19 protein-coding genes and 1 pseudogene are annotated in these 18,145 nt (G+C 65.9%); 12 read left to right on the top strand and 8 right to left on the bottom strand.

Annotated features, from left to right (window positions below):
• Positions 1-172: 172 nt before the first annotated feature.
• Positions 173-373 (bottom strand): hypothetical protein, encoded by a 201-nt coding sequence (locus ElP_RS23675; protein WP_145273963.1) that lies wholly within the window; start codon positions 371-373, stop codon positions 173-175.
• Positions 374-622: 249 nt separating this feature from the next.
• On the opposite strand from ElP_RS23675, the gene ElP_RS23670 reads away from it, so the two are divergent.
• The 7 genes from ElP_RS23670 (at position 623) to ElP_RS23640 (ending at position 5,423) form a co-directional block, all read left to right on the top strand.
• Complete coding sequence (locus ElP_RS23670) at positions 623-850, top strand: helix-turn-helix domain-containing protein (RefSeq protein WP_145273960.1); 228 nt, start codon at positions 623-625, stop codon at positions 848-850.
• 124 nt (positions 851-974) lie between these two features.
• Positions 975-1,994: a helix-turn-helix domain-containing protein gene (locus tag ElP_RS23665; RefSeq protein ID WP_145273957.1), complete on the top strand. Its 1,020-nt coding sequence runs from the start codon at positions 975-977 to the stop codon at positions 1,992-1,994.
• A 268-nt stretch (positions 1,995-2,262) separates the two neighbouring features.
• Positions 2,263-2,514 (top strand): hypothetical protein, encoded by a 252-nt coding sequence (locus ElP_RS23660; protein WP_145273954.1) that lies wholly within the window; start codon positions 2,263-2,265, stop codon positions 2,512-2,514.
• A gap of 719 nt (positions 2,515-3,233) precedes the next feature.
• The gene (locus ElP_RS23655; protein ID WP_197446317.1) at positions 3,234-3,617 is read left to right on the top strand and encodes an ArdC-like ssDNA-binding domain-containing protein; all 384 of its coding nucleotides are present in this window, start codon (positions 3,234-3,236) and stop codon (positions 3,615-3,617) included.
• A gap of 68 nt (positions 3,618-3,685) precedes the next feature.
• Positions 3,686-4,899 (top strand): ISAzo13 family transposase gene (locus ElP_RS41305; RefSeq protein ID WP_390834704.1). Its coding sequence is split into 2 segments (ribosomal slippage): positions 3,686-4,163 and positions 4,163-4,899, totalling 1,215 coding nucleotides; the frame shifts between segments, so codons are not numbered across the junction.
• A 33-nt stretch (positions 4,900-4,932) separates the two neighbouring features.
• On the top strand, positions 4,933-5,184 hold the full coding sequence (locus ElP_RS23645) for a hypothetical protein (protein ID WP_145273948.1): 252 nt from the start codon (positions 4,933-4,935) through the stop codon (positions 5,182-5,184).
• Positions 5,185-5,231: 47 nt separating this feature from the next.
• Positions 5,232-5,423, top strand: a complete 192-nt coding sequence (locus ElP_RS23640) for a hypothetical protein (protein ID WP_145273945.1) — start codon at positions 5,232-5,234, stop codon at positions 5,421-5,423.
• A gap of 57 nt (positions 5,424-5,480) precedes the next feature.
• On the opposite strand, the gene csrA is transcribed toward ElP_RS23640, so the two are convergent.
• Positions 5,481-5,903: a carbon storage regulator CsrA gene (gene csrA / locus ElP_RS23635; protein WP_145273943.1), complete on the bottom strand. Its 423-nt coding sequence runs from the start codon at positions 5,901-5,903 to the stop codon at positions 5,481-5,483.
• Between the two features lie 197 nt (positions 5,904-6,100).
• Here csrA and ElP_RS23630 point away from each other — a divergent pair, with 197 nt between their 5' ends.
• Entirely contained in the window at positions 6,101-6,574 is a 474-nt protein-coding gene (locus ElP_RS23630; protein WP_145273940.1) for a hypothetical protein, read from the top strand.
• A 1,203-nt stretch (positions 6,575-7,777) separates the two neighbouring features.
• Here ElP_RS23630 and ElP_RS23625 read toward each other — a convergent pair.
• Both ElP_RS23625 and ElP_RS23620 read right to left on the bottom strand, forming a co-directional pair.
• Positions 7,778-9,049 carry an IS701 family transposase gene (locus tag ElP_RS23625; RefSeq protein WP_145267809.1) on the bottom strand — a complete coding sequence of 424 codons (1,272 nt, stop codon included), beginning with the start codon at positions 9,047-9,049 and terminating at the stop codon, positions 7,778-7,780.
• Positions 9,050-9,130: 81 nt separating this feature from the next.
• Positions 9,131-9,937 carry an IS5 family transposase gene (locus tag ElP_RS23620; protein ID WP_145269653.1) on the bottom strand — a complete coding sequence of 269 codons (807 nt, stop codon included), beginning with the start codon at positions 9,935-9,937 and terminating at the stop codon, positions 9,131-9,133.
• A gap of 1,401 nt (positions 9,938-11,338) precedes the next feature.
• Here ElP_RS23620 and ElP_RS23615 point away from each other — a divergent pair.
• The 3 genes from ElP_RS23615 to ElP_RS23605 all read left to right on the top strand — a co-directional run bounded on the left by ElP_RS23615 (position 11,339) and on the right by ElP_RS23605 (position 14,505).
• Complete coding sequence (locus ElP_RS23615) at positions 11,339-13,036, top strand: hypothetical protein (protein WP_145273938.1); 1,698 nt, start codon at positions 11,339-11,341, stop codon at positions 13,034-13,036.
• A 28-nt stretch (positions 13,037-13,064) separates the two neighbouring features.
• Positions 13,065-13,991: a histone deacetylase family protein gene (locus ElP_RS23610; protein WP_145273935.1), complete on the top strand. Its 927-nt coding sequence runs from the start codon at positions 13,065-13,067 to the stop codon at positions 13,989-13,991.
• A gap of 70 nt (positions 13,992-14,061) precedes the next feature.
• Positions 14,062-14,505: a glycosyltransferase gene (locus tag ElP_RS23605; protein ID WP_197446316.1), complete on the top strand. Its 444-nt coding sequence runs from the start codon at positions 14,062-14,064 to the stop codon at positions 14,503-14,505.
• Between the two features lie 37 nt (positions 14,506-14,542).
• Here the strand turns inward: ElP_RS23605 and ElP_RS41300 are convergent.
• Both ElP_RS41300 and ElP_RS23595 read right to left on the bottom strand, forming a co-directional pair.
• Positions 14,543-14,623, bottom strand: a pseudogene (locus tag ElP_RS41300) (hypothetical protein); the annotation flags it as partial.
• Between the two features lie 204 nt (positions 14,624-14,827).
• Positions 14,828-15,211: a hypothetical protein gene (locus tag ElP_RS23595; protein ID WP_145273929.1), complete on the bottom strand. Its 384-nt coding sequence runs from the start codon at positions 15,209-15,211 to the stop codon at positions 14,828-14,830.
• Positions 15,212-16,273: 1,062 nt separating this feature from the next.
• Here ElP_RS23595 and ElP_RS23590 point away from each other — a divergent pair.
• Complete coding sequence (locus ElP_RS23590) at positions 16,274-17,158, top strand: hypothetical protein (RefSeq protein WP_145273926.1); 885 nt, start codon at positions 16,274-16,276, stop codon at positions 17,156-17,158.
• A 214-nt stretch (positions 17,159-17,372) separates the two neighbouring features.
• Here ElP_RS23590 and ElP_RS23585 read toward each other — a convergent pair whose 3' ends face one another.
• Positions 17,373-17,765: a CbrC family protein gene (locus tag ElP_RS23585; protein WP_145273923.1), complete on the bottom strand. Its 393-nt coding sequence runs from the start codon at positions 17,763-17,765 to the stop codon at positions 17,373-17,375.
• Entirely contained in the window at positions 17,766-18,113 is a 348-nt protein-coding gene (locus ElP_RS23580) for a hypothetical protein (protein ID WP_145273920.1), read from the bottom strand.
• Positions 18,114-18,145 lie beyond the last annotated feature (32 nt).

The raw sequence follows: 18,145 nt of genomic DNA, 5'->3' as shown, positions 1-18,145 counted from the left end.
TCGTGCCGCATCGGCCTCAACAAGGTTGGCGAGGAGGGTAGACCATCAGATCGGCTCACAGCTCGATTGCCACCCGGACGACCGCCTTGATCGAGGTCACGGGGATGCGGGTCTCGACGGCCCCGGCCACGTCCCTGACCACGAGGAAGTCAGGCCCGATCTCGGCGACCACCTAGCCGGTCGGGAACCGGTCGCCCATCACGCCGACCTCGTAGGCCAAGCCCAAATCCCTGAGCGTGACCGGCTGGCCGACCTTGAGCCCGTCGAACAGCCCCGTGCCGCCGTCGTGATCCACGGCTCCGACCAGACCTGCCGAGGAGGAGCCGACCAGGAGGCCCGCCCCCAGGGCGAGCAGGATGCCTCGATGCCTCATCGCCATACCCTTGAATCCAGGACACGATAGGTCTTCGCTCCCCCATCGCATCCTGCGGTTTCGGCCCCAGCCGTCCATCCCGACGGGGCCGTGCCGCAACCCCGCCCTGCGAACGCAACTCCCGACATCGCCGCCCCGAACGAGCCTTCGGGATGAGGAACAGGGCACGTCCACATTTTCCACCTATTATTTGAGTTGCGCTACTATATTGATTATAGAATGCAATATCCAAGGACGGAGGGCTGGACGATGACGACCGCACTGAAGGACCGACTGGGCTACTACACCTTGGCCGACCTCGCCAGGAGGCTGGAGATCCCCTACCGGACGCTGTACGGGCACGTCCGCACGGGACGCTTCCCGACCCCGACCCGCACGACCGGGCCGGACGGGCGACGGCTGTACTACAACCAGGAGGACATGGATCTCCTCGTGAGCCTCTACGGACCCAAGGAAGGGAACAGTGACGCCCGGTGACCGTCGCCTGACGAGAAAGGCCGCAGGGAGGTGGAGTCCCTGCGGCCTTTCGGATTCGATTCAACCCTGAATAACCTTCAACCTATCTATGGCAGATCATAATAAATCATCGAATAAAAGCAAGATGCTCTATGACGAGTGGTGGGCCGGCAAGCGATACATCCGCATGCTGACCTGCACCAAGACCTGCCCGCTCTCCCATCACCAGCGGCTCGTGTCCAGCCGGCTCGTCTACAAGATGAGGGACGGCAAGCCCGTGCTCCGGGGCGACCTGGCGGACGCCCTCGGCCTCGACCCGCAGACCGTCTCAGCCGCCACCAAGTCGCTGGTGGCGCACGGCCTGGCGGCCCGGAGCGGGCGGGGCCACGTCGCCGTCGAACCGATGGGCGAGACGGCCTCCTGGTTCGGCCGGCGGCACGAGGGCGAACGCTGGTGGGAGTGCCTGCCCACGTACCGGCTCTACCCGCTGACCGAGCAGGCCCGGCGGACCCGCTGGAACCGGGGCGGCCACCTGACCGAGATGGACAATGCCGTCCTGTGGCTGCTCTACTCGCTGGGCAAGGGGACGCCGGAGGTCGTCGGGCAGGCGAATCGTGGCCTCAAGGCGCTGCTCGGGTGCAGCCTCGACACCCTCAAGGCGGCGATCCGGCGGCTCGCCGGCAACGGCCTGGTCATGGCCCGTAGCGATGGCTTCACGCTGCTGGCGCCGACCGCCGAGGCGTCGGCCTGGTGGCAGGACCGGAAGCGGAAGGGCACGAGCCAGACACAGCAGGAGAAGCATCGGGAGGCTGAGGAGGAGTCGGCGATCGACTTCGCCGCCCTGGTGTGCCGGGCCTACCCCGCCGACAGTCGAGAGAATTGGGACTTCCTGGCGGACATCCTCGGGAAGAAGGCGGATGTCATGCTCGCCGGGCGGTTCACCCGCCGAGAGGTCCGGGAGTACTGGGCGGGCGTCCTGCCCATGCTGACTGACGCCGACCGGGCGTTCAACTTCGTCGCCCTCGCCTGGGAGGCGCACTGGAACGAGGCTGTCCAGGTCCACGGCGGCAAGGGCGTCCACGACTCCTGCTTCCACCTGCTCAAGAAGGTCACCGGGCAGCGACTCGCCGCAAGCCAGAGGCCGGTGCTGATCGACCAGCAATGAGGGGCGGTCAGTTATCCACCTCAGTTCGGGTGGATAACTGACCATTTTGGGGTGGATAACTGATCGACTTGAGGTGGATAACTGATCGCTTGAGGTGGATAACTGGTCACAATAATAACTCTCTATAGTGACTCTTGGATCATGACTTGAGTCATCACTCGGAGGACCGTGCCTTCGGCACCAGAAGGCCGGCTAACGCCGGCCCGGATCACGGTGACACACAAGCATCGACTGTGGAACCAAGCCATCACCAGCACGAAGGACGGAGATGCCCATCGCAGCCAGCCATCATCAGGACGAGGACTTGGTGTCGCCTGTCGAGGCAAGCCATCATCAACTCGATGCCTGGATGTCGACAGTCGAAGCAAGCTATCACCAGGGCGAGGACATCGTGGCGTCGGTTGCCGCCGTCCATCACCAGCACGATGGCCGGGGGCCGGCCTGTTGTATCCATCCCCCTTCAGCACCAACATTGGTGACGCCCGGCCGCACCGACCATCGTCGGCACGAACCGGAGTGACGCCCCGCCTGTGCTCCGGTTGCCAGCACTCGCCTTGCGAAGCGACGGCTCACGGTGGCGATGATCGCCTGCACGACAGAAGCTCCTCGCCGCCCCGCCGCCGCTCGCTGCCGCCCCTTCCGGGCCCCATCGGCCCTCGGCCCGTGCGACTCGTGTTCTCGGCTTCCGGTACGATCACCGGGGGCGATCCCGCTCAACAAACGCCTGCACGTCCGGCGGTGTCGATACGACGATGGGCCGCTCGGATCACGGCGACTTGCACCCCGCTCCGGGACCGGCCTACGTTCGCCTTCGAGGAGAGCGACGGTCGACGAAGCGAACCCCGAGGGCTTCCACGACCCGCTCGGGTCGTCAGCACGGCCCAGTTCAATTGGCCATCGGTCAGGGTCAGGAACCAGTAATTTCCGCCCACCGGCTGCCTCGGACGTGGATCGGGCATCGCCTCTCGATCTCATGGGAAGTCGATCCGACGCCATAAGAACGCCTCCGCCGGTGTCAGGATGCCTGCGTCTGGTACACCTTCCGTTATCAATACGTCGCTGCCGTGATCCCGTCACCCTCACCCGACGGGGACCGATCGGGCAGGACCGCCTCGGATACAATCCCTCCTTCCTCAGTGCTATTAACCGACTGCCAGTCCCGACGAGATGGTCCTTCTGTCCCCCGACACCTGCGGATCGGTCGTTGATAACCAACCACGACCGACCCGGAGGCCAGTCATGGCGAGCCAGCAGCAACTTCGAGCGTCCATCACCGAGCAGATCATCGCCGCCCTGGAGAGCGGCAACACCCCGCCCTGGCGGCGGCCCTGGCGGGTCGGCCCCAACGCCGGCTCCCCCGCCAACGTCGTCAGCAAGAAGCCCTACCGGGGGATCAACCCGATCCTTTTGGAGCTGGCGTCGGCTCGGCACGACCTCACCTCGAAGTGGTGGGGCACATTCCGCCAGTGGAAAGACCTCGGCGGCAAGGTGATGCCCCGCCCGTCGCACGTCCCGCCGGGCCGCTGGGGCACGACAATCGTCTTCTGGTCGCCGATCACCAAGGCGGTTCAGGGCGAGGAGGGCGACGAGAAGACCGACCGCTTCTTCATCATGCGGTCTTAGGGGATTGAAAGGACAAAACTCTTCCGTATCCTGAGACCTTCGCACCAGGAGATCAAGGAGATACGCAGATGCGGCCCAGCCCCGAGATGATCCCCGTCCTCATCGATGCCGCCAAGGCCCTCAAGGGCAGTCCGAAGCGAGTCTTCATGGCCAAGACCGTCGCAGCGATGGGGCGGGGTGGACAACGCTGGGCCCAGGAGCATCTCGGCTGGTGCCGGGAGACCATCCGCAAGGGCACGCACGAACTCCGCTCGGGCATGACCTGCGTGGACGCCTTCTCGGCCCGCCGTCGCAAGCCCGCCGAGGAGCACTTGCCCCGACTCCTCGATGACATCCGCAGCATCGCCGACGGGCAGAGCCAGGCCGACCCCAAGTTCCAGACCAAGGGGCTCTTCACCCGGATCAGTGCCGCCGAGGTCCGACGCCAGTTGATCGCCACGAAGGGCTACACCGACGAGGAGTTGCCCACCCAGCAGACCATCAACACCAAGCTGAACCTGCTGGGCTATCGCCTCTCCAGGGTGGCCAAGTGCCGCCCCCAAAAAGAGTCCCGCAGACCGATGCCATCTTCGATCAACTGAAGGCGGTCAACCCCGAGGCGGATCGGGCCAGGGGCACCCTGCGGCTCTCGATCGACGCCAAGGCGACGGTGCATGTCGGCCCCTTCTCACGGCGGGGCCGGAGCCGGACCGGCACGAAGGCGGCGGATCACGACTTCAAGCCCGTGGCGACGCTGACCCCCTTCGGCATCTTCCTGCCCGAGCACGACGACCTGTGGCTGTACATGGCCCGGTCGAAGGTCACCAGCGACTTCATCGCCGATCGCCTGGAGCAATGGTGGGAGGGCGTCCGCCTGCGGTTCCTGCGGGTCAAGACGCTGGTGATCAACCTGGACAACGGCCCGGAGAACCACAGCCGGCGGAGCCAGTTCCTCAAGCGGATCGTGGCCTTCGCCCGCAAGTATCGCCTGGTGGTGCAGTTGGCGTACTACCCGCCGTACCACAGCAAGTACAACCCGATCGAGCGGTGCTGGGGCGTGCTGGAGATGCACTGGAACGGGTCGCTGCTGGACTCGGTGGAGGCGGTGTTGGGATTCGCCCGATCGATGACCTGGAAGCGGAAGCACCCGGTGGTCAGCCTGGTGGAGACGACCTACGCCAAGGGGGTCAGGCTGAAGCCCGAGGAGATGGAGGCGTTGGAGGCCGAGGTGATCCGCCTGCCGTCGCTTGAGAAGTGGTTCGTGAAGATCCCTCGTAAGCGAGGCAGGCCACGGAAGACGTAGCTTCTTTCTGGTGCCTTAATGAGGACGACTACCATGATCGACCCGACCGAGGACATCCGCCGTGAGATGCTGGCCGAGATCAACGCCGCCCCCGGAATCCGTGAGCACCTGGAGCAACAGTACGGGCAGGTCTGGGACACCGCCCAGCTCCAGGCCGACTTCGATGTGCTCGGCTTTGCCGCCCCGCTCGTCGCCGTCCGCCGCCGGGCCGACGGCGTGAAGTGGAGCGTCATGTTCCAGGGCTCGCCGAGGTACTACTTCGGATTCGAGCCGCACCGGGGCTGACGACCGATCGTCCGACGCCAGGGGAAGCAGGCCCTCCTCGTCGAGGCTTGCTCGCCGAGGAGGAGGGCCGGGGCCGTGGTTTTACTGAATCGGATGTGACCAGCCCGGCCGCACCGTGCCGGCAGGCCGGTCGGCAGACGAGCGGAGGATTCATGACGCCGAGGCAACTGGTCGAGCGGGAACGCCGCATCGGGTTCCTGATCATCGTCGGCCTGATCGTGCTGTTCCTCCTGGGATGACGAGGAAGAGCCCCGGACCGGGCGGTCGGGGGCTGCGACCCATGGAGTCGCTCCCGGTCAGCCACCGTCCCGATGATCCTCGTCGAGAGTCCCCTCCAGGTGGGCCAGCAGGGTCGCCTCGGCCACCGACGCCTGGGCCGACTCGAAGGCGTCGAGGATCGCACCGAGGGCCTCCTCCCGGCTCGGGGCGGTGCCGCCACGGCCCTCGATCGTGGAGCGGAGCCTGTCGAGCAGGGCGACGTGCCGGTCGGCGAGGGCGATCGTCGTCGGCTGACCTGCCTCTGGTCCGGTCGTCGGCTTGGGCGGAGGACTCCCGGACTGGGGGCGGATCGCCTCGTAGACCTCCCGGCGATGGACGCTCACGCCCTTGGGGTGGTCGATGCCCAGCCGCACCTTGTCGCCACGGATATCGACGACGGTGACGGAGATGTCGTCACCGATGACGACGGTCTCGTTCCGCTTGCGGGTCAGCACAGTCATGGGCATCCCTCCGTGATGGTCGTCACCTTGCGTGGATCGACGGGCTCAGGCCCACCGTGGCCGATTGTCCCAGTAGCGGCTCGCCTGCGTCAAACGACCCTTCATCTGCCACCAATCCATGCCAGAAGACACGACCATCGACACCCCCGGATGGGCCGTCGGAACAACACCAACGGCCCTGGACGGAGGTGAGAGCGATGAGCACGAGCGAGACGATCGACTGGGCGGCGGAGCAGCGGCGGTTCGAGCAGGTGGCCTATCCCTTCGCCGTCCGTGCGGCGAAGCGGGCGTTCAAAAAGTGGCACGAGAGGAAAAGGTCGGACGCCGAGGCCGAATTCCTGGCGAAGATGTGGGACCAGTGGGCGAGGCTCCTCTTGAGGGGCAAAGACCCCGAGCCGATGCTCTGGCCGCTGATCCACTGGGCGAAGCAGTGGGTCTACATGGACAGGAGACTGGCCGGCCGCCCCCGCAACCTCGATATCGAGGACTATCGAGCCGGCATGACACGGCACCTGATGGACGAGCGTGGCCAGCCCAGGCCGCACGAGCGGTCGGACCGGATCAACGGCTTCCTGGACTGGACAGGGCAGGCACGGACGGACAATCCTGCCGAACTCGCCGCCGCCCTGCTCCAGGCCGGAATGACGTTGGAAGAGTACCTCGCTGCCTGACAGGTAGACGGGGGCGGCGGTAGGATAATTCGCCGCCCCCGATGACACCAACGGGAAGGTCGAGGGGGAGTCGGACGGCTCCCCAGCCGGCCTGGATCGTCAAAGGAAATTGACATGGGGGTGTAGAGTGACGACAAAGCCGGTCGTGTTGCAAAAGTTGGAGGCAATCAATTCCAGGAGGTTTCCTGAAAAGTTGGTTCCATACCCCCGCCCGGTGGATGACAACGGTGGTTGCACTTTTTGTTATTGTCGATCCTTCACTCGATTTCTGTACGCCCGAGAACTTTCACGGAAAGTCGGAGTCCCAAAATACGCCGCAGCCGGATTTCGGTCATGGGTAGGGTTCGACCCCTCGGCCCGGACGCTGAGAAGCCCATACCAGGGCTGCGGAGCAGGTCTGGATGACGTTGATGGTGGTGGAGGCCCATGAAGGTCAGGTTGCTCTCGGAGCGTGTCCAACACGGTATGGAATCGGTCATGGTGTTGTCATGCAGCTTGTCCATCCTGGAGCACTACTTCCTCATCCAGTTCTATTTGTCAACAAGTCGTCTCATCCAGCTGGAACGGGTACATTGTCGCCATTCCACTCTTGTATTCCATCTTCAATGCACACCGGGGGCTTCCCTCCTCGGTTATCTTCAAGATGATGAAGATACCCGTGAAGTCCAGATGGAGGATCAGGGATGTGTACTCTCCATGGCCGATGGTTCGTTCGCTCCCTGAAGCGACATTCCACCCACCTTGCCTGTTCTGTCAGACACATTGCCTGTTCTTCCAGACAATTTGCCCTTTTCCACAGGCGAGCCGGGTGATCAGGAGTGTTGCGGAAGATTATGGTGTTTTCAGCCGAGTTGACGGACCAGGACGTAGCCCCGAGTACGAGATCGACTACTCGCCCGTTGCCTGGAAAACCACGCTCCCCTGGGGGAGATGTAAAACACCTTGCACCGCAATCCGTTTCCCGCACGGTCAGCAGCGATGGCGGCTGGTCAGGACGCCACGCCTCACTCCCTCCTGGCCGATCTTGGGCATCCTGCCCCGTTCAAGCCAGGCTGATCTTTATGGTGGTCGTTATCAACGGTTAGTACTACTCCGTTAGCTTGGTCTTGGAGCGGGTGAGCCAGGGCCGGCAGTGCGCGCAGTCCGGCCGGCTGACCGGCGCCAGCAGCCGCTGCAACGCCCGGCGGATCGCCGGCACCGTGATCACCGGCGCTCGGCCTCCCCCTTTTTGCCCGGCCGGGATCGCCCCCGACGGGCTCGGCGTCGCTCCAGGGTGAGGAACCCGAAGGCCAACATCACCAGGCAGGCGTGATGGTGGAAGCCCCGCCACGAGCGGCCCTCGTGGTGGTCCAGCCCCAGTTCCTCCTTCATCTGCTGGTACCCGAGCTCCACCGGCCAGCGACTCCGCCACAGGCGCACCGCGCGGATCCGGCTGGTATCGGCCGGGAGGTTGCTGAAGGCGTACTTCAGCTTGCCGTCGGCCTGCTCCTCGATCAGCAGCCAGATCGGCTCCGCCCCGGCGCAATCGCCTGTCGCCCATCCCTGGCCCGGCCAAACGCGCAGCCAGGCGAATCGGCCCCACATCGGGCCCTTGGTCCCCTCCCGCCACGTCACCTTCCGGCGCGGCGTCCGCGCCGCCAGCTCCTTCAGGCCCACCGGCCGGGGCGAGCCCTCGGCCAGGCGACGCCGCTTCTGCGGCCGCCCGCCCGTCCCGGCCTTGGGCTCGTCCCACCTCGGCTCCTCGGTGAAGACCAGCATCTCGTCGGTCACGCCGACGACGTAGTGCAGGCCCCGCTCGGCCAGGCCGTCGCGGAACGGGCCCGAGACGCCGTAGCCGCTGTCGGCCACGACGAGCCCGCCCGGCAGCCCTTCGGCGCGGATGCGGTCGAGCAACTCCAGGGCGATCTGACCCTTGGTCAGCGACCGCCGCTCGGCCTCGGGCACCTTGGCCTTATCCAGTCGCTTCGGGTCGGCCAGCCAGCCCTCCGGGAGGTAGAGCCGCATGTTCAGCGGGTAGTGCCCCCTCGGGGCGACGTAGTGGACGCTGACGGCGCACTGGCAGTTGGCCTTCTTGCCCAGGGCGCCGCAGTACTGCCGCTGCACGCCGACGGAGTGCGTGCCCTGCTTGGGGAAGGTGGTGTCATCGATCACGAAGATGCCGGCCGGGTCGGCGAACTTCGCCGCCATCGTGGCCCGGTAGCGGCTCAGGACCGCTTGCTCGTCCCAGGTGCTCTGGCCGAGGAACTGCTGCAGGGCCTGGTCGGGGTCGGCGACGTCGAGCCCCTCCGACAGGGGGACGCGGGCGGCCATCGGCTCGACGCTCTTGCGGTCCCCGTCCTGGACCAGGCCGCGGAGGTAGACGCCGCACCAGGCGGCCTGGCGGGGCCGGTTGAAGTCGGCGCGGAAGGAGGCGGCATACGCGGCGAGGCGGTCGAGGACGTCGGGGTTTAAGTCGGGGGTGTAGGTCCGGTTCATACCCTCGGTACGAACCGCAGCAGTCGATCGTTCGTATGATTTAACGGAGTAGCATTAGAAGCCCTGACAAAACCGGGTGAATCACATCACATCCTGGTGGAGGATACGGAAGCAGATGACACAGGCCGCCAGGGTCGTCCAGGCGTCCTGGATCACCCCCAGCCGGTCGTACCGCACCCGCATCCGCCGCAGGCCCTTGATCCAGCCGATCGTCCGCTCCACCACCCAGCGGACCTTGCCCAGCCCGCTGCCGTGCGGTGTCCGACGCTTGGCGATGTGCGGCTCGATGCCCATCCAACGCAGTAACGCCCTCGTCCCCTCGCTGTCGTAGCCCCGGTCGGCATACAGGTCATCCGGCAACTGCTTCGGCCTGCCCGGTTTGCCGGCGACGCTCGGGAAGTCGAGCACCAGCGGGATGATCTGGCGGTGGTCGCTCTCGTTGGCCCCGGCGGTGCGGATCGCCAGCGGCACTCCGGTGCGACTGACCATCACCGTGTGCTTCGTGCCCTTCCTGCTGCGGTCGACGGGGCTCGGGCCGGTCGCCTCGCCGCCGCCGGAGGCCCGCACCGTCACGCCGTCGACGACCACCGTGTCGGTCTCCAGCTTGCCAGCCTTGCGGAGCAGCCTCAGCAGGTCGGCATGGAGGCGGTCCCAGATGCCGGCCTCCTCCCAGGCCCGCAGCCGGCGATGGGCGGTGCGACCTGAGCAGCCGAGTTCCTGCGGGACATCCTCCCAGCGATTGCCGGTGGCCAGGACGAACCAGATGACACGCAGGGCGACCCGGTGCCCGATCGGCGGACGCCCGCCGTAGGGGCCGATGGCCGGTTCCGGCGGCAGGTGGTGGGCAACCAGATCGAAGAACTCGTCCGGCATGTGGGCGCTCGCCATGGTGGTGTCTCCTTCGGTTCGGAGGAAAACAGCACCAGGGCGCAAACTCCATGCCACACGGTTTTGTCAGGGCTTCTTAAGACCACATCGACAAACCGCTCGGCCCAGTCCTCGGGCCGAGACCATCGGTAGGCATATAGTAGTCGATTTGTGTACCAAAATCAAAATACCCCCGCTCCACTGCACATTTTTCACAGGAGGGGCAAGTTCCCGGCATCGGTCGTAGCACGGCAGTGGCAGACTTGCACCAGCATCACGTATTCTCCATTGTAGCATTGACGCCTCCGGCCAACTATCGGGCCGAAAGTTACTCCGAATTCCATCGTGGCCGTCACCCGATGCGGCTCCACCCCTTCGATAGCCCCAAGTACCGCCGCATCCACGACGCCCTCGTGGCCCGTGGCCTTCGGCGTCCCAGGGACTTCTTGCGGCCCCGGCCGGTGTCCCGGAGCGACCTGCTGCGAGTCCACACCCCGAGTGCCTGTGGTCGCTGCGATGCCCGGACGGCCTCAACGGTCTGTTGCTTTTCCGACGGGCATTCGTTCGGCGAGAGGTGAAGTCGGTGGTGGGTCATAACCGGGTGCCGGCCGGCATTCGACTTTCGATTCCAAAACTGATTCCACACTCCACCTGTTTGCGGCCCGAAAGTGTCTCCCAATTCCACCAGTTCTCCTCGACTTCATCGAGGCAATCGGCATTTCGTCGGAATGTTGCTCATGTCGCAGCAATCGATTGCAAATCAATCTTATTCAGTTATGATGGCTTTCGCCGGTCGGGTGCTTTGCCCGCTCCGCCACTGAACACGCAGCGTTACTGCCAGGGAGGGCAGTGCAGATGAACAAGCAAGAAGTGAAGAGGCTGGCCCAGACGATGAACGCATCCGAGGTCCAGCATAGTTCGGGCTGGTATCTATTGGCCGAGGATGGGTCAGCATGGCATTCCGTGGGCGGACCATACCAACGCAGAGGGGACGCCAGGGTCGCCAAGAGGGAGGCCGCCCGTCGGTGGCGTGCGCTCCCCTGGGAGACCCGTTACGAGTAACACCTGACAAACTGTCTCGGGGCCTGACCCCACTGAAGAGCCAGGTCGGGCTCAACCTTCTCGGCCGCTCACCAGGGCCGGTTGGTACAATCGGCCGTCGAGCCGCTCGACGGCGAAGAGCCCGGCCCAGCGCATCAGGTCAAGTGGTCGATCCGTGCCGATCGCATCGTAGCAACTGCGCATCACATGGGCCGGCAGCGGGCCACCGGACCGGCTATCGACCACGATCCCTATGGGGTCAAGCTGCCACCCTATAATTTCGATTGCACAATCAAATCTGGCTTCGCACAAACGGCCTCAGTCGATATAATCGGACTCATCGGCTTGATTGCACAATCAAAATCTCGGGCACCATACACCATGAAGACCGCCCCGCAAGCCCAGGCCCCGACCATCCAGCAATACAGCGCCTACAACGAGGCGTTCAACTTCTTCAACAAGTGGCTCTTCGGCTCGAAACTGGGGCCGGCGCTGCTGGCCATCGCCCGGAATGGACGCAGCAGGGGCCACTTCACCCCCCGGAAGTGGGCGAACGAGGCTGGCGAGAGCGTCCACGAGATCGCCCTCAGCCCGGACCTGCTCGCCGAGGGGATGGAGGCGACGATGGTCACGCTCATGGGCCTGATGGCCCGCCAGCTGCGATGGCAGGAGGCCATCGAGGCGGGCGACGGGAAGGCGGCGGCCACCGCAGCCCGTGGCTATCACGACGCCCGCCTGGTGGAGATCCTCCTGGGAGCGGGTTTGCTGCCCAGGGGCAAGGACGGCGAGCCGTCCAGGGGCGGGTGGAACCTGGCAACCAGCGTCGTCTTCGACGGCCCCGCCGACGATGCGCTCGGTTCCCTGCCGAACAAGGCTCGCCTGCCCTGGGATGCCCTGGTCGAGGAGAAGGGCGAGGAGGAGGGCAAGCCTAGGCGGAAGACCGGCAGGCTCAAGTACACCTGCCCCAGGTGCGACAGCCACGTGCTCGGCAGGCCCGGACTCTACCCCGCCTGCACCGGCGACGTCGGGCACGAGCACGAGCCCGTGCGGATGATCGGCGAGGACGAGCCCTTCGACGACTCCGAGGAGGTGGGTGACTACTTCCCCGAGGACGGCGGCGAGGAGGCGGTCGATGCGGCGGAGCCAGTAGCGGACTCGAAGGTCAAGGAGCCGGTCGAAGGGTGGAGGCGACGGCCCGCCACCGAGCCGGACCCGAAGACGGCTGCGGCCGAGCGGCACCTGGAACGCCTCGACGAGTGGGCCGATGCCCTGGAGAGGGACGGGGCGGTGAGCTGGGCCGACCTGGCGAGGATCGAGGCCCGCTGGGGGGCCGTCCATCAGGCGATCGCCGACCATCGACGCCGCTGGGTCGGAATGGAGCTGGAGGTGGAAGCCGGCGAACCCCTGTCCGTCTGCGACGAGGAGGAACGTTGGCTTGCGGTATCCGCCGGGACAAGGGTGCGGGTCCAGGGGGTCTCGACGAACCTCATGAAGGACGACAAGGTTGAGTGCGTCATCGTGGGCGGCAAGCACGACGGCAGGCGGGCCGCCCTCCTGGCTGTGCTCTTGCGTGAGCTGCCGCCGGAATTCGAGCCGGCCCGAGGGGTCGAGCAGCCCGACACGCCGAGAGCGGCATCGGCCCTCCTGGGCTACGTCACGGGCGAGGTCCACCTCGCCGGGGTCGAGGGCAAAGCGACGAGACGGCTGTGTGACGGCGGGGAGGTCGCTGAATGGCAGTATGGGACGGTCGCCGACGTGACGTGCGAGCGGTGCCGGGAGATGAGCTACACCTCTGATCCTGAGCGGCCCAGCCCGTTGTCGCTCACGGAAGGGGCGGTGGGACCGTCGAAGTCGATGCGGAGATATGTGCTCGCCAAGAACCGCCTCTCCACGGTCCACTTCACCGAGGACGGCAGGGCCAAGTGCGGCACGAGGGGTGGCAAGTTCCGCTACGAGTACGGCTCCCCCGAGGAGGTGAACTGCTCCCGCTGCCTCGTTTATAACCCAACGGCCATCGACAAGCCCGACGTGATGCCCGGACCGACCCCCTCGGTGCCGGCCCGGAGAGGGAGGAGTTGATGGTCCGAAGCAAGGCTTGTGAGCGAGAATGATCCCGATCGTCTACCACCCCCGCTACAACATCACCGCCTTCGGCCTGGAGCGGCTCCACCCCTTCGATGGCCGCAAGTACCGCCGCATCCACGAGGCCCTCGTCTCCCCTGGCCTGCGGCGGCCCAGGGGCTTCGTGCGGCCACGCCCGGTCACTCGGGCCGATCTCCTGAAGGTCCACACCGAGGAGTACCTGCGGTCGCTCCGGCGGCCCGACGTGCTGGCCGGCATCCTGGAGGTGCCGGTCGTCGCCCGCCTGCCCGCCTGGGTGAGCGACTGGCGGATCTTGCGTCCCATGCGGTACGCCACCGGCGGGACGATCCTGGCCTGCCGCCTGGCCCAGGAGAACGGCGTCTCCATCAACCTCGGGGGCGGCTACCACCATGCGGCCTCGGCCTGGGGCGGCGGCTTCTGCGCCTACGCCGACGTGCCCCTGGCGGTGAAGCTGCTGCACGACGAGGGAAAGGTCGAGCGGGTGCTGGTCGTGGACCTGGACGCCCACCAGGGCGACGGCACGGCCTCGGTCTTCCGGGGCTGGCACTGGGCCTCGATCTACGACCTGTACGAGCGGGACATCTTCCCGGCCTGCAAGGAGCCGGAGGACTTCCCGCTGCCGGTCGGCCCCGGCCTGACGGGCTCCGATTACCTCGGCATCGTGCGGGAGACCCTTCCCAAGGCCCTCGATGCCGTGCGTCCCGACCTCGTGGTCTACAACGCCGGCTCCGACCCGTTTGTGGGCGACCCGCTGGCCCGGTATCGCCTGACGGCGGGCGACCTGGCCGAGCGTGACCTTCTGGTCGTGGACACCGTGCGTCAGCGGGGTATCCCCGTCGCCATGGTCCTGTCTGGCGGCTACTCGGCCGAGTCGTGGAAGATCCACGCCGACGCCATCGAGGGCATCCTGGCCCGGTTCGACCCTCGCTGAAGGGTGGCTCTCTCCAAGGGGCCTGCGACCTGCGATCGTGTTCGAGTCCAGATCACGAATAGGGATGTCGATGATTGATTCGCCGTCGGGACAGCCAGCCGCACCGGATCGGGGGAGTGCCCGACGCATCGTACTCACCACCTTCGGCTCGCTCGGCGACCTGCACCCCTACATCGCCATCGCCCTCGGCCTCCGGGCCAGGGGCCACCACGTCATCCTGGCGACCCACGAGTCCTACCGGCCGAAGGTCGAGGGCCTGGGCCTCGACTTCCGGCCCGTCCGCCCCGACCTGCCCGACTGGCGGGCCGAGCCCGGCCTCGCCCGACGCCTGATGGACCCCCGGCGGGGCACGTTCCGAATCATCCGGGAGGTAGTCCTGCCCGGCCTGCGGCAGTCCTACGACGACACGACGGCGGCGGCCGACGGCGCCGACCTCCTTGTCGCCCACCCGCTGACCTACAGGGTCCGTCGCCGACGAGGCCAGTCAGCGGGTCGGACAGGTCGCCGTGGATGACCTTGTATCGGCCCGAGAAGGGTGCCATGGCCTCCTGGGTATGCTCCAGCATCGGTTCGGAGAGGTCGATTAGCGGGGCGTAGGCGGCGTGGAACTCGGAAAGGACGGCACGGGCCAGGAAGCCGTCGCCGCAGCCCAGGTCGATGAACTGTGCGGGCTCGGGGACGAAGCGACGGGCCAGGCGAGAGTCGAGCCTTAAAATACGCCGCCGCCGGGATTGCGCCCATGGGAGGGGTTCGACCCAGGCCGGTGGCCCGATGAAACCTCTTTCGGCCGATGATGACTCGACGCCCCTGGGCCGTACCCAGGGGCGTAGGGCGGCTCAGCATGCCACCGCAACAAGGTCACCGGAGTAGTCCGGCGTGACCAGGAACTCGTAGCATGGGTCGCCCATCCACGGCTGGCCGCCGTCCGGGCACATCCCGGCCTCGTCATCGAAGGGCTCCGTCGGTTCCCACCTCGCCGGTTCTGCCCCCTGAAACGTACCGTCACCGGGCAGCTCCGGCATCCGCACGGAGGCCGACCCCGCATCGTCGTCCGGGCGATCGCCCCGTCCGGCCCTGCGGTATTTGGACCCCATGAGCCAGCCTTCGTATTCCCATGCGATCTCCGAGTCCGCCCATGTCCCGTATCCGCTCGCAATCTTGAACAGATCACCGTCCGGCAGTTCGTACACGAAACGGAGGAAGGCGATGTCGGCAGGCATGCCCGGCCCCCTCCTCCGAAAGTCGTTCGGCCTCATCCCCCTCGGCCTGCCGTAGCGCCGCCAGATCTCCGTCAGACTGACCCATCTCGTCTCAGCTTGCATGTTGCTCTCATCCTTGATGCGGACTCGGTTCTCGGCTGCGGGCCTCGTCGCCCGTCCATCCCTGGAATCACAGCCCCGGCCCGTCGTCGGCCCGGACCAGCAAACTACCACGAAAGCAGGTTAAGTTCAATATTACAAATGATCATTCTGTTGTGTTTGAAAAGGGCTGTTTCATTGCTGCACGAGGCGAGGTGCAAATCCGCCGACTTTGAGTGTCAAACGTCTACACTCCACCCAGCGAGGTGGAGTCTCCACCGATGACGATCTTTCGGCCCGAAAGTGGAGTTTGCAGGGTAAAGCATTAAGGCCGATCCTGGATTTGCTCGTCCAGTTCGTTCACGTGATTGACCCCGCCTTCCGGCCCGAAAGTCGAGGGCCGTTGTTCGTCTCTCCTCGGATTTGGGAGCTGGGCGAGTCCGGCCATTGAATGCGATGAACACTTATGCGATAATGCGGGCCACAGAGCAGGTGGCTCACTCCACCTGGGCGTGCGGAACCTCGGTCTGAGGCAGCCGACGCCCTGGAAAAACCTCGGGAGGCGGGCGACACTACCGCACCGGGCCAGCGGCCACCGGGACGCTCACGGCCCTCTCCCACCCAGACCAAGGTCAGCCTCGCCCCGATCCACCAAATTGCCGTAGAGCCCGTCGTCTTCATGGTGGTGGACGGGCTAGGGGCGTGGTTAAGCGGTCACATATCAGCCCGCCCTCGGCCTCCGAGCAGGTCAGAGGTGTAGGTCTCCTTGGAGGCGTAGATAGAGGCCAAAACCTCTATCTTTCTTCTCTAAAGACCAACACCTACGGCACCCGTTTTGGCCATGGAGCTATCTCTCGTAAAGATATTGACTCGCATATTGGCTCATTGAACAGCGAGTCGATCCGTGCCATAATCCCTCCGTCGAGTAGGCAGCGTTGCCTGGCCGCCAAGCGAATCGCAGGGACAACTGCCAAGGAGGGCAGCATGGTTTCGGACAAGACTCGCCGATCGGACCCTGGGCTCCAGATCGCCGACGACGCATCCGTCAACGAGCCGGAATGGATCGAGGATCTTCGGGGCCATTATGGCTGCGGGGACTCGTTGCCGGACCCGGAAGTCCTGGAACCCGGCGAGTACGCCAACTATGTCGAAGCAATCGACGAGGCCATCGTCCACTGGCGGCGGACGGGAGTGGGTGACTACGAGGCCAGGATCGGAACGTGGTCGTTCTCCGTCGTGCCGCCGACGGGTGATGGCCCGGCGGGAGGCAAGTGGATGGTCGAGGCCACTCACCACAGCGTATACGCCTGCAACTATACGTACACCGGGAGTTTTGACGAGGCAGAGCAGTTCGCCAGGAGTTGCGCCAAGCTCCTCTACGACTTCCGTGGGTTCGAGCGATTCAGCCCGAAATTGCTCTCCCAGGTGCTCTTCAACGAGGCGGCCCTCGGGATCGGGTGGGACGAGGCCGAGCCGGATACGTCGGACGAGCGGTATCGCCGCTGCCTGGTCGCCGCCGGGGCTGCCCTCGACGACCTCTGGGACGTAAACGCCCCCTTGCAACCCGGCCAGCCGCTCGGCCCCCCTGTGGCGTCGATCTCCGACATCTTCGGCCTGGTGTACTCCTTCGCCTACGACAAGCTCTGCGAGTATTACTCGGCGTGCGGTGATGTGCCCGATTTCGGCCTGGTGTCCCGACGGTGCCGTGCGTCGGCCCGGAGGGCGACGGCCTCGCTCCTCGGCGAGGCGGCCATGGGGGAGGCCGAGTCCCAATACGATCGGGCAAGGGCGGAGTGGGCATCCAGCCTGGATGCCGAACGAGAGGCGAGAAAGGACCAGCCCAACACGCCATCATCGGCCAGTCGGTAGGCGACCTGCACGAGCGAGGAGTCGTCGTCCGGGGCGACCGGGGCGGGGCAGTGTTGGACGGGCCGGTCCGGGCGGGATGAGACTCCGGCCCGTTTCACGGTTCGTATGTTCCTGCTGGGCGGATATTCGGCGGAGTCGTGGGAGATCCACGCCGACGCCATCGAGGGCATCCTGGCGAGGTTCGACCGGGCCTCCTGACGGATCTCGACCCGGCTCAGTCGCAGTCCCAGGTGGCCCGGCATCGTCCGCACGAGCGGCAGCGGTAGACGTACAGGCTGGGGCTCCCCGACTCGAACCCCTCGTGGCCCCAGCCCCTCGCCTCGTCGTCGGGGTCGAAGTGGAACTCATAGAAGGCGCTCGGGTCATCGGGCCGGAGCGACTCCACGGCGTTACACCAGCCGCCCAGGTAGGTCATGGGCTGCCGGCAGCAGAATAGCCATCGCTCGCCCTGCCAGGAGTGGAAGCCGGGCGTGCGGAGCAGCTCCCACAGGTGCTCGGTCGGCACACGGATGCCGTACCAGTCCTCGTCCGGGTCGATGGGGACGACCTCGAACTGGTCCGTCCGCAGCCCCGGAACGCCGTGCGTGACGCCCCGGCTCGCCTCCATTCACGAGACCATCCCGAACTCGGTATCCTTGGCCATCGCCGCCCTGCCCGTCCGCAGGCAGTCGTAGCAGGCGAGGAGCTGCTTCCTGGCCTTGAGCGGTTCGGGGAACGGGACCGTCGAGCCGCAACCACGGCAGGGCACGTCCCTCCGGGCACCGGCAGAGAGCCGGTTCTCGACGCCGCAGGACGCACAGGGGACGATCAGGTCATCGCCGCCGCCCGGCTCGAAGCAGTGCCGGCCCCCGACGCCGCAGAGGCGGCAGGTGGCCAGGCCGGCGTAGTCGCTCGCATCGTCCGTCGGGGCCTCGAAGAGCGGGAACGGGATGCCGAGGTCGGCGAAGGTCGGCATGGGGTCGCTCCGGGGCCGCCCATCAGGATCAC

This window comes from Tautonia plasticadhaerens (assembly GCF_007752535.1).
GTDB lineage: Bacteria > Planctomycetota > Planctomycetia > Isosphaerales > Isosphaeraceae > Tautonia > Tautonia plasticadhaerens.
Note: the sequence above shows the minus strand (reverse complement) of the source record. Positions and strands in the feature narration are given on the sequence as shown.

Coding starts and splice junctions, on each gene's coding strand:
- ElP_RS23675 (WP_145273963.1), bottom strand. CDS start 373: ATGAGGCATCGAGGCATCCTGCTCGCCCTGGGGGCGGGCCTCCTGGTC.
- ElP_RS23670 (WP_145273960.1), top strand. CDS start 623: ATGACGACCGCACTGAAGGACCGACTGGGCTACTACACCTTGGCCGAC.
- ElP_RS23665 (WP_145273957.1), top strand. CDS start 975: ATGCTCTATGACGAGTGGTGGGCCGGCAAGCGATACATCCGCATGCTG.
- ElP_RS23660 (WP_145273954.1), top strand. CDS start 2,263: ATGCCCATCGCAGCCAGCCATCATCAGGACGAGGACTTGGTGTCGCCT.
- ElP_RS23655 (WP_197446317.1), top strand. CDS start 3,234: ATGGCGAGCCAGCAGCAACTTCGAGCGTCCATCACCGAGCAGATCATC.
- ElP_RS23645 (WP_145273948.1), top strand. CDS start 4,933: ATGATCGACCCGACCGAGGACATCCGCCGTGAGATGCTGGCCGAGATC.
- csrA (WP_145273943.1), bottom strand. CDS start 5,903: ATGACTGTGCTGACCCGCAAGCGGAACGAGACCGTCGTCATCGGTGAC.
- ElP_RS23630 (WP_145273940.1), top strand. CDS start 6,101: ATGAGCACGAGCGAGACGATCGACTGGGCGGCGGAGCAGCGGCGGTTC.
- ElP_RS23625 (WP_145267809.1), bottom strand. CDS start 9,049: ATGAACCGGACCTACACCCCCGACTTAAACCCCGACGTCCTCGACCGC.
- ElP_RS23620 (WP_145269653.1), bottom strand. CDS start 9,937: ATGGCGAGCGCCCACATGCCGGACGAGTTCTTCGATCTGGTTGCCCAC.
- ElP_RS23615 (WP_145273938.1), top strand. CDS start 11,339: ATGAAGACCGCCCCGCAAGCCCAGGCCCCGACCATCCAGCAATACAGC.
- ElP_RS23610 (WP_145273935.1), top strand. CDS start 13,065: ATGATCCCGATCGTCTACCACCCCCGCTACAACATCACCGCCTTCGGC.
- ElP_RS23605 (WP_197446316.1), top strand. CDS start 14,062: ATGATTGATTCGCCGTCGGGACAGCCAGCCGCACCGGATCGGGGGAGT.
- ElP_RS23595 (WP_145273929.1), bottom strand. CDS start 15,211: ATGCCTGCCGACATCGCCTTCCTCCGTTTCGTGTACGAACTGCCGGAC.
- ElP_RS23590 (WP_145273926.1), top strand. CDS start 16,274: ATGGTTTCGGACAAGACTCGCCGATCGGACCCTGGGCTCCAGATCGCC.
- ElP_RS23585 (WP_145273923.1), bottom strand. CDS start 17,765: ATGGAGGCGAGCCGGGGCGTCACGCACGGCGTTCCGGGGCTGCGGACG.
- ElP_RS23580 (WP_145273920.1), bottom strand. CDS start 18,113: ATGCCGACCTTCGCCGACCTCGGCATCCCGTTCCCGCTCTTCGAGGCC.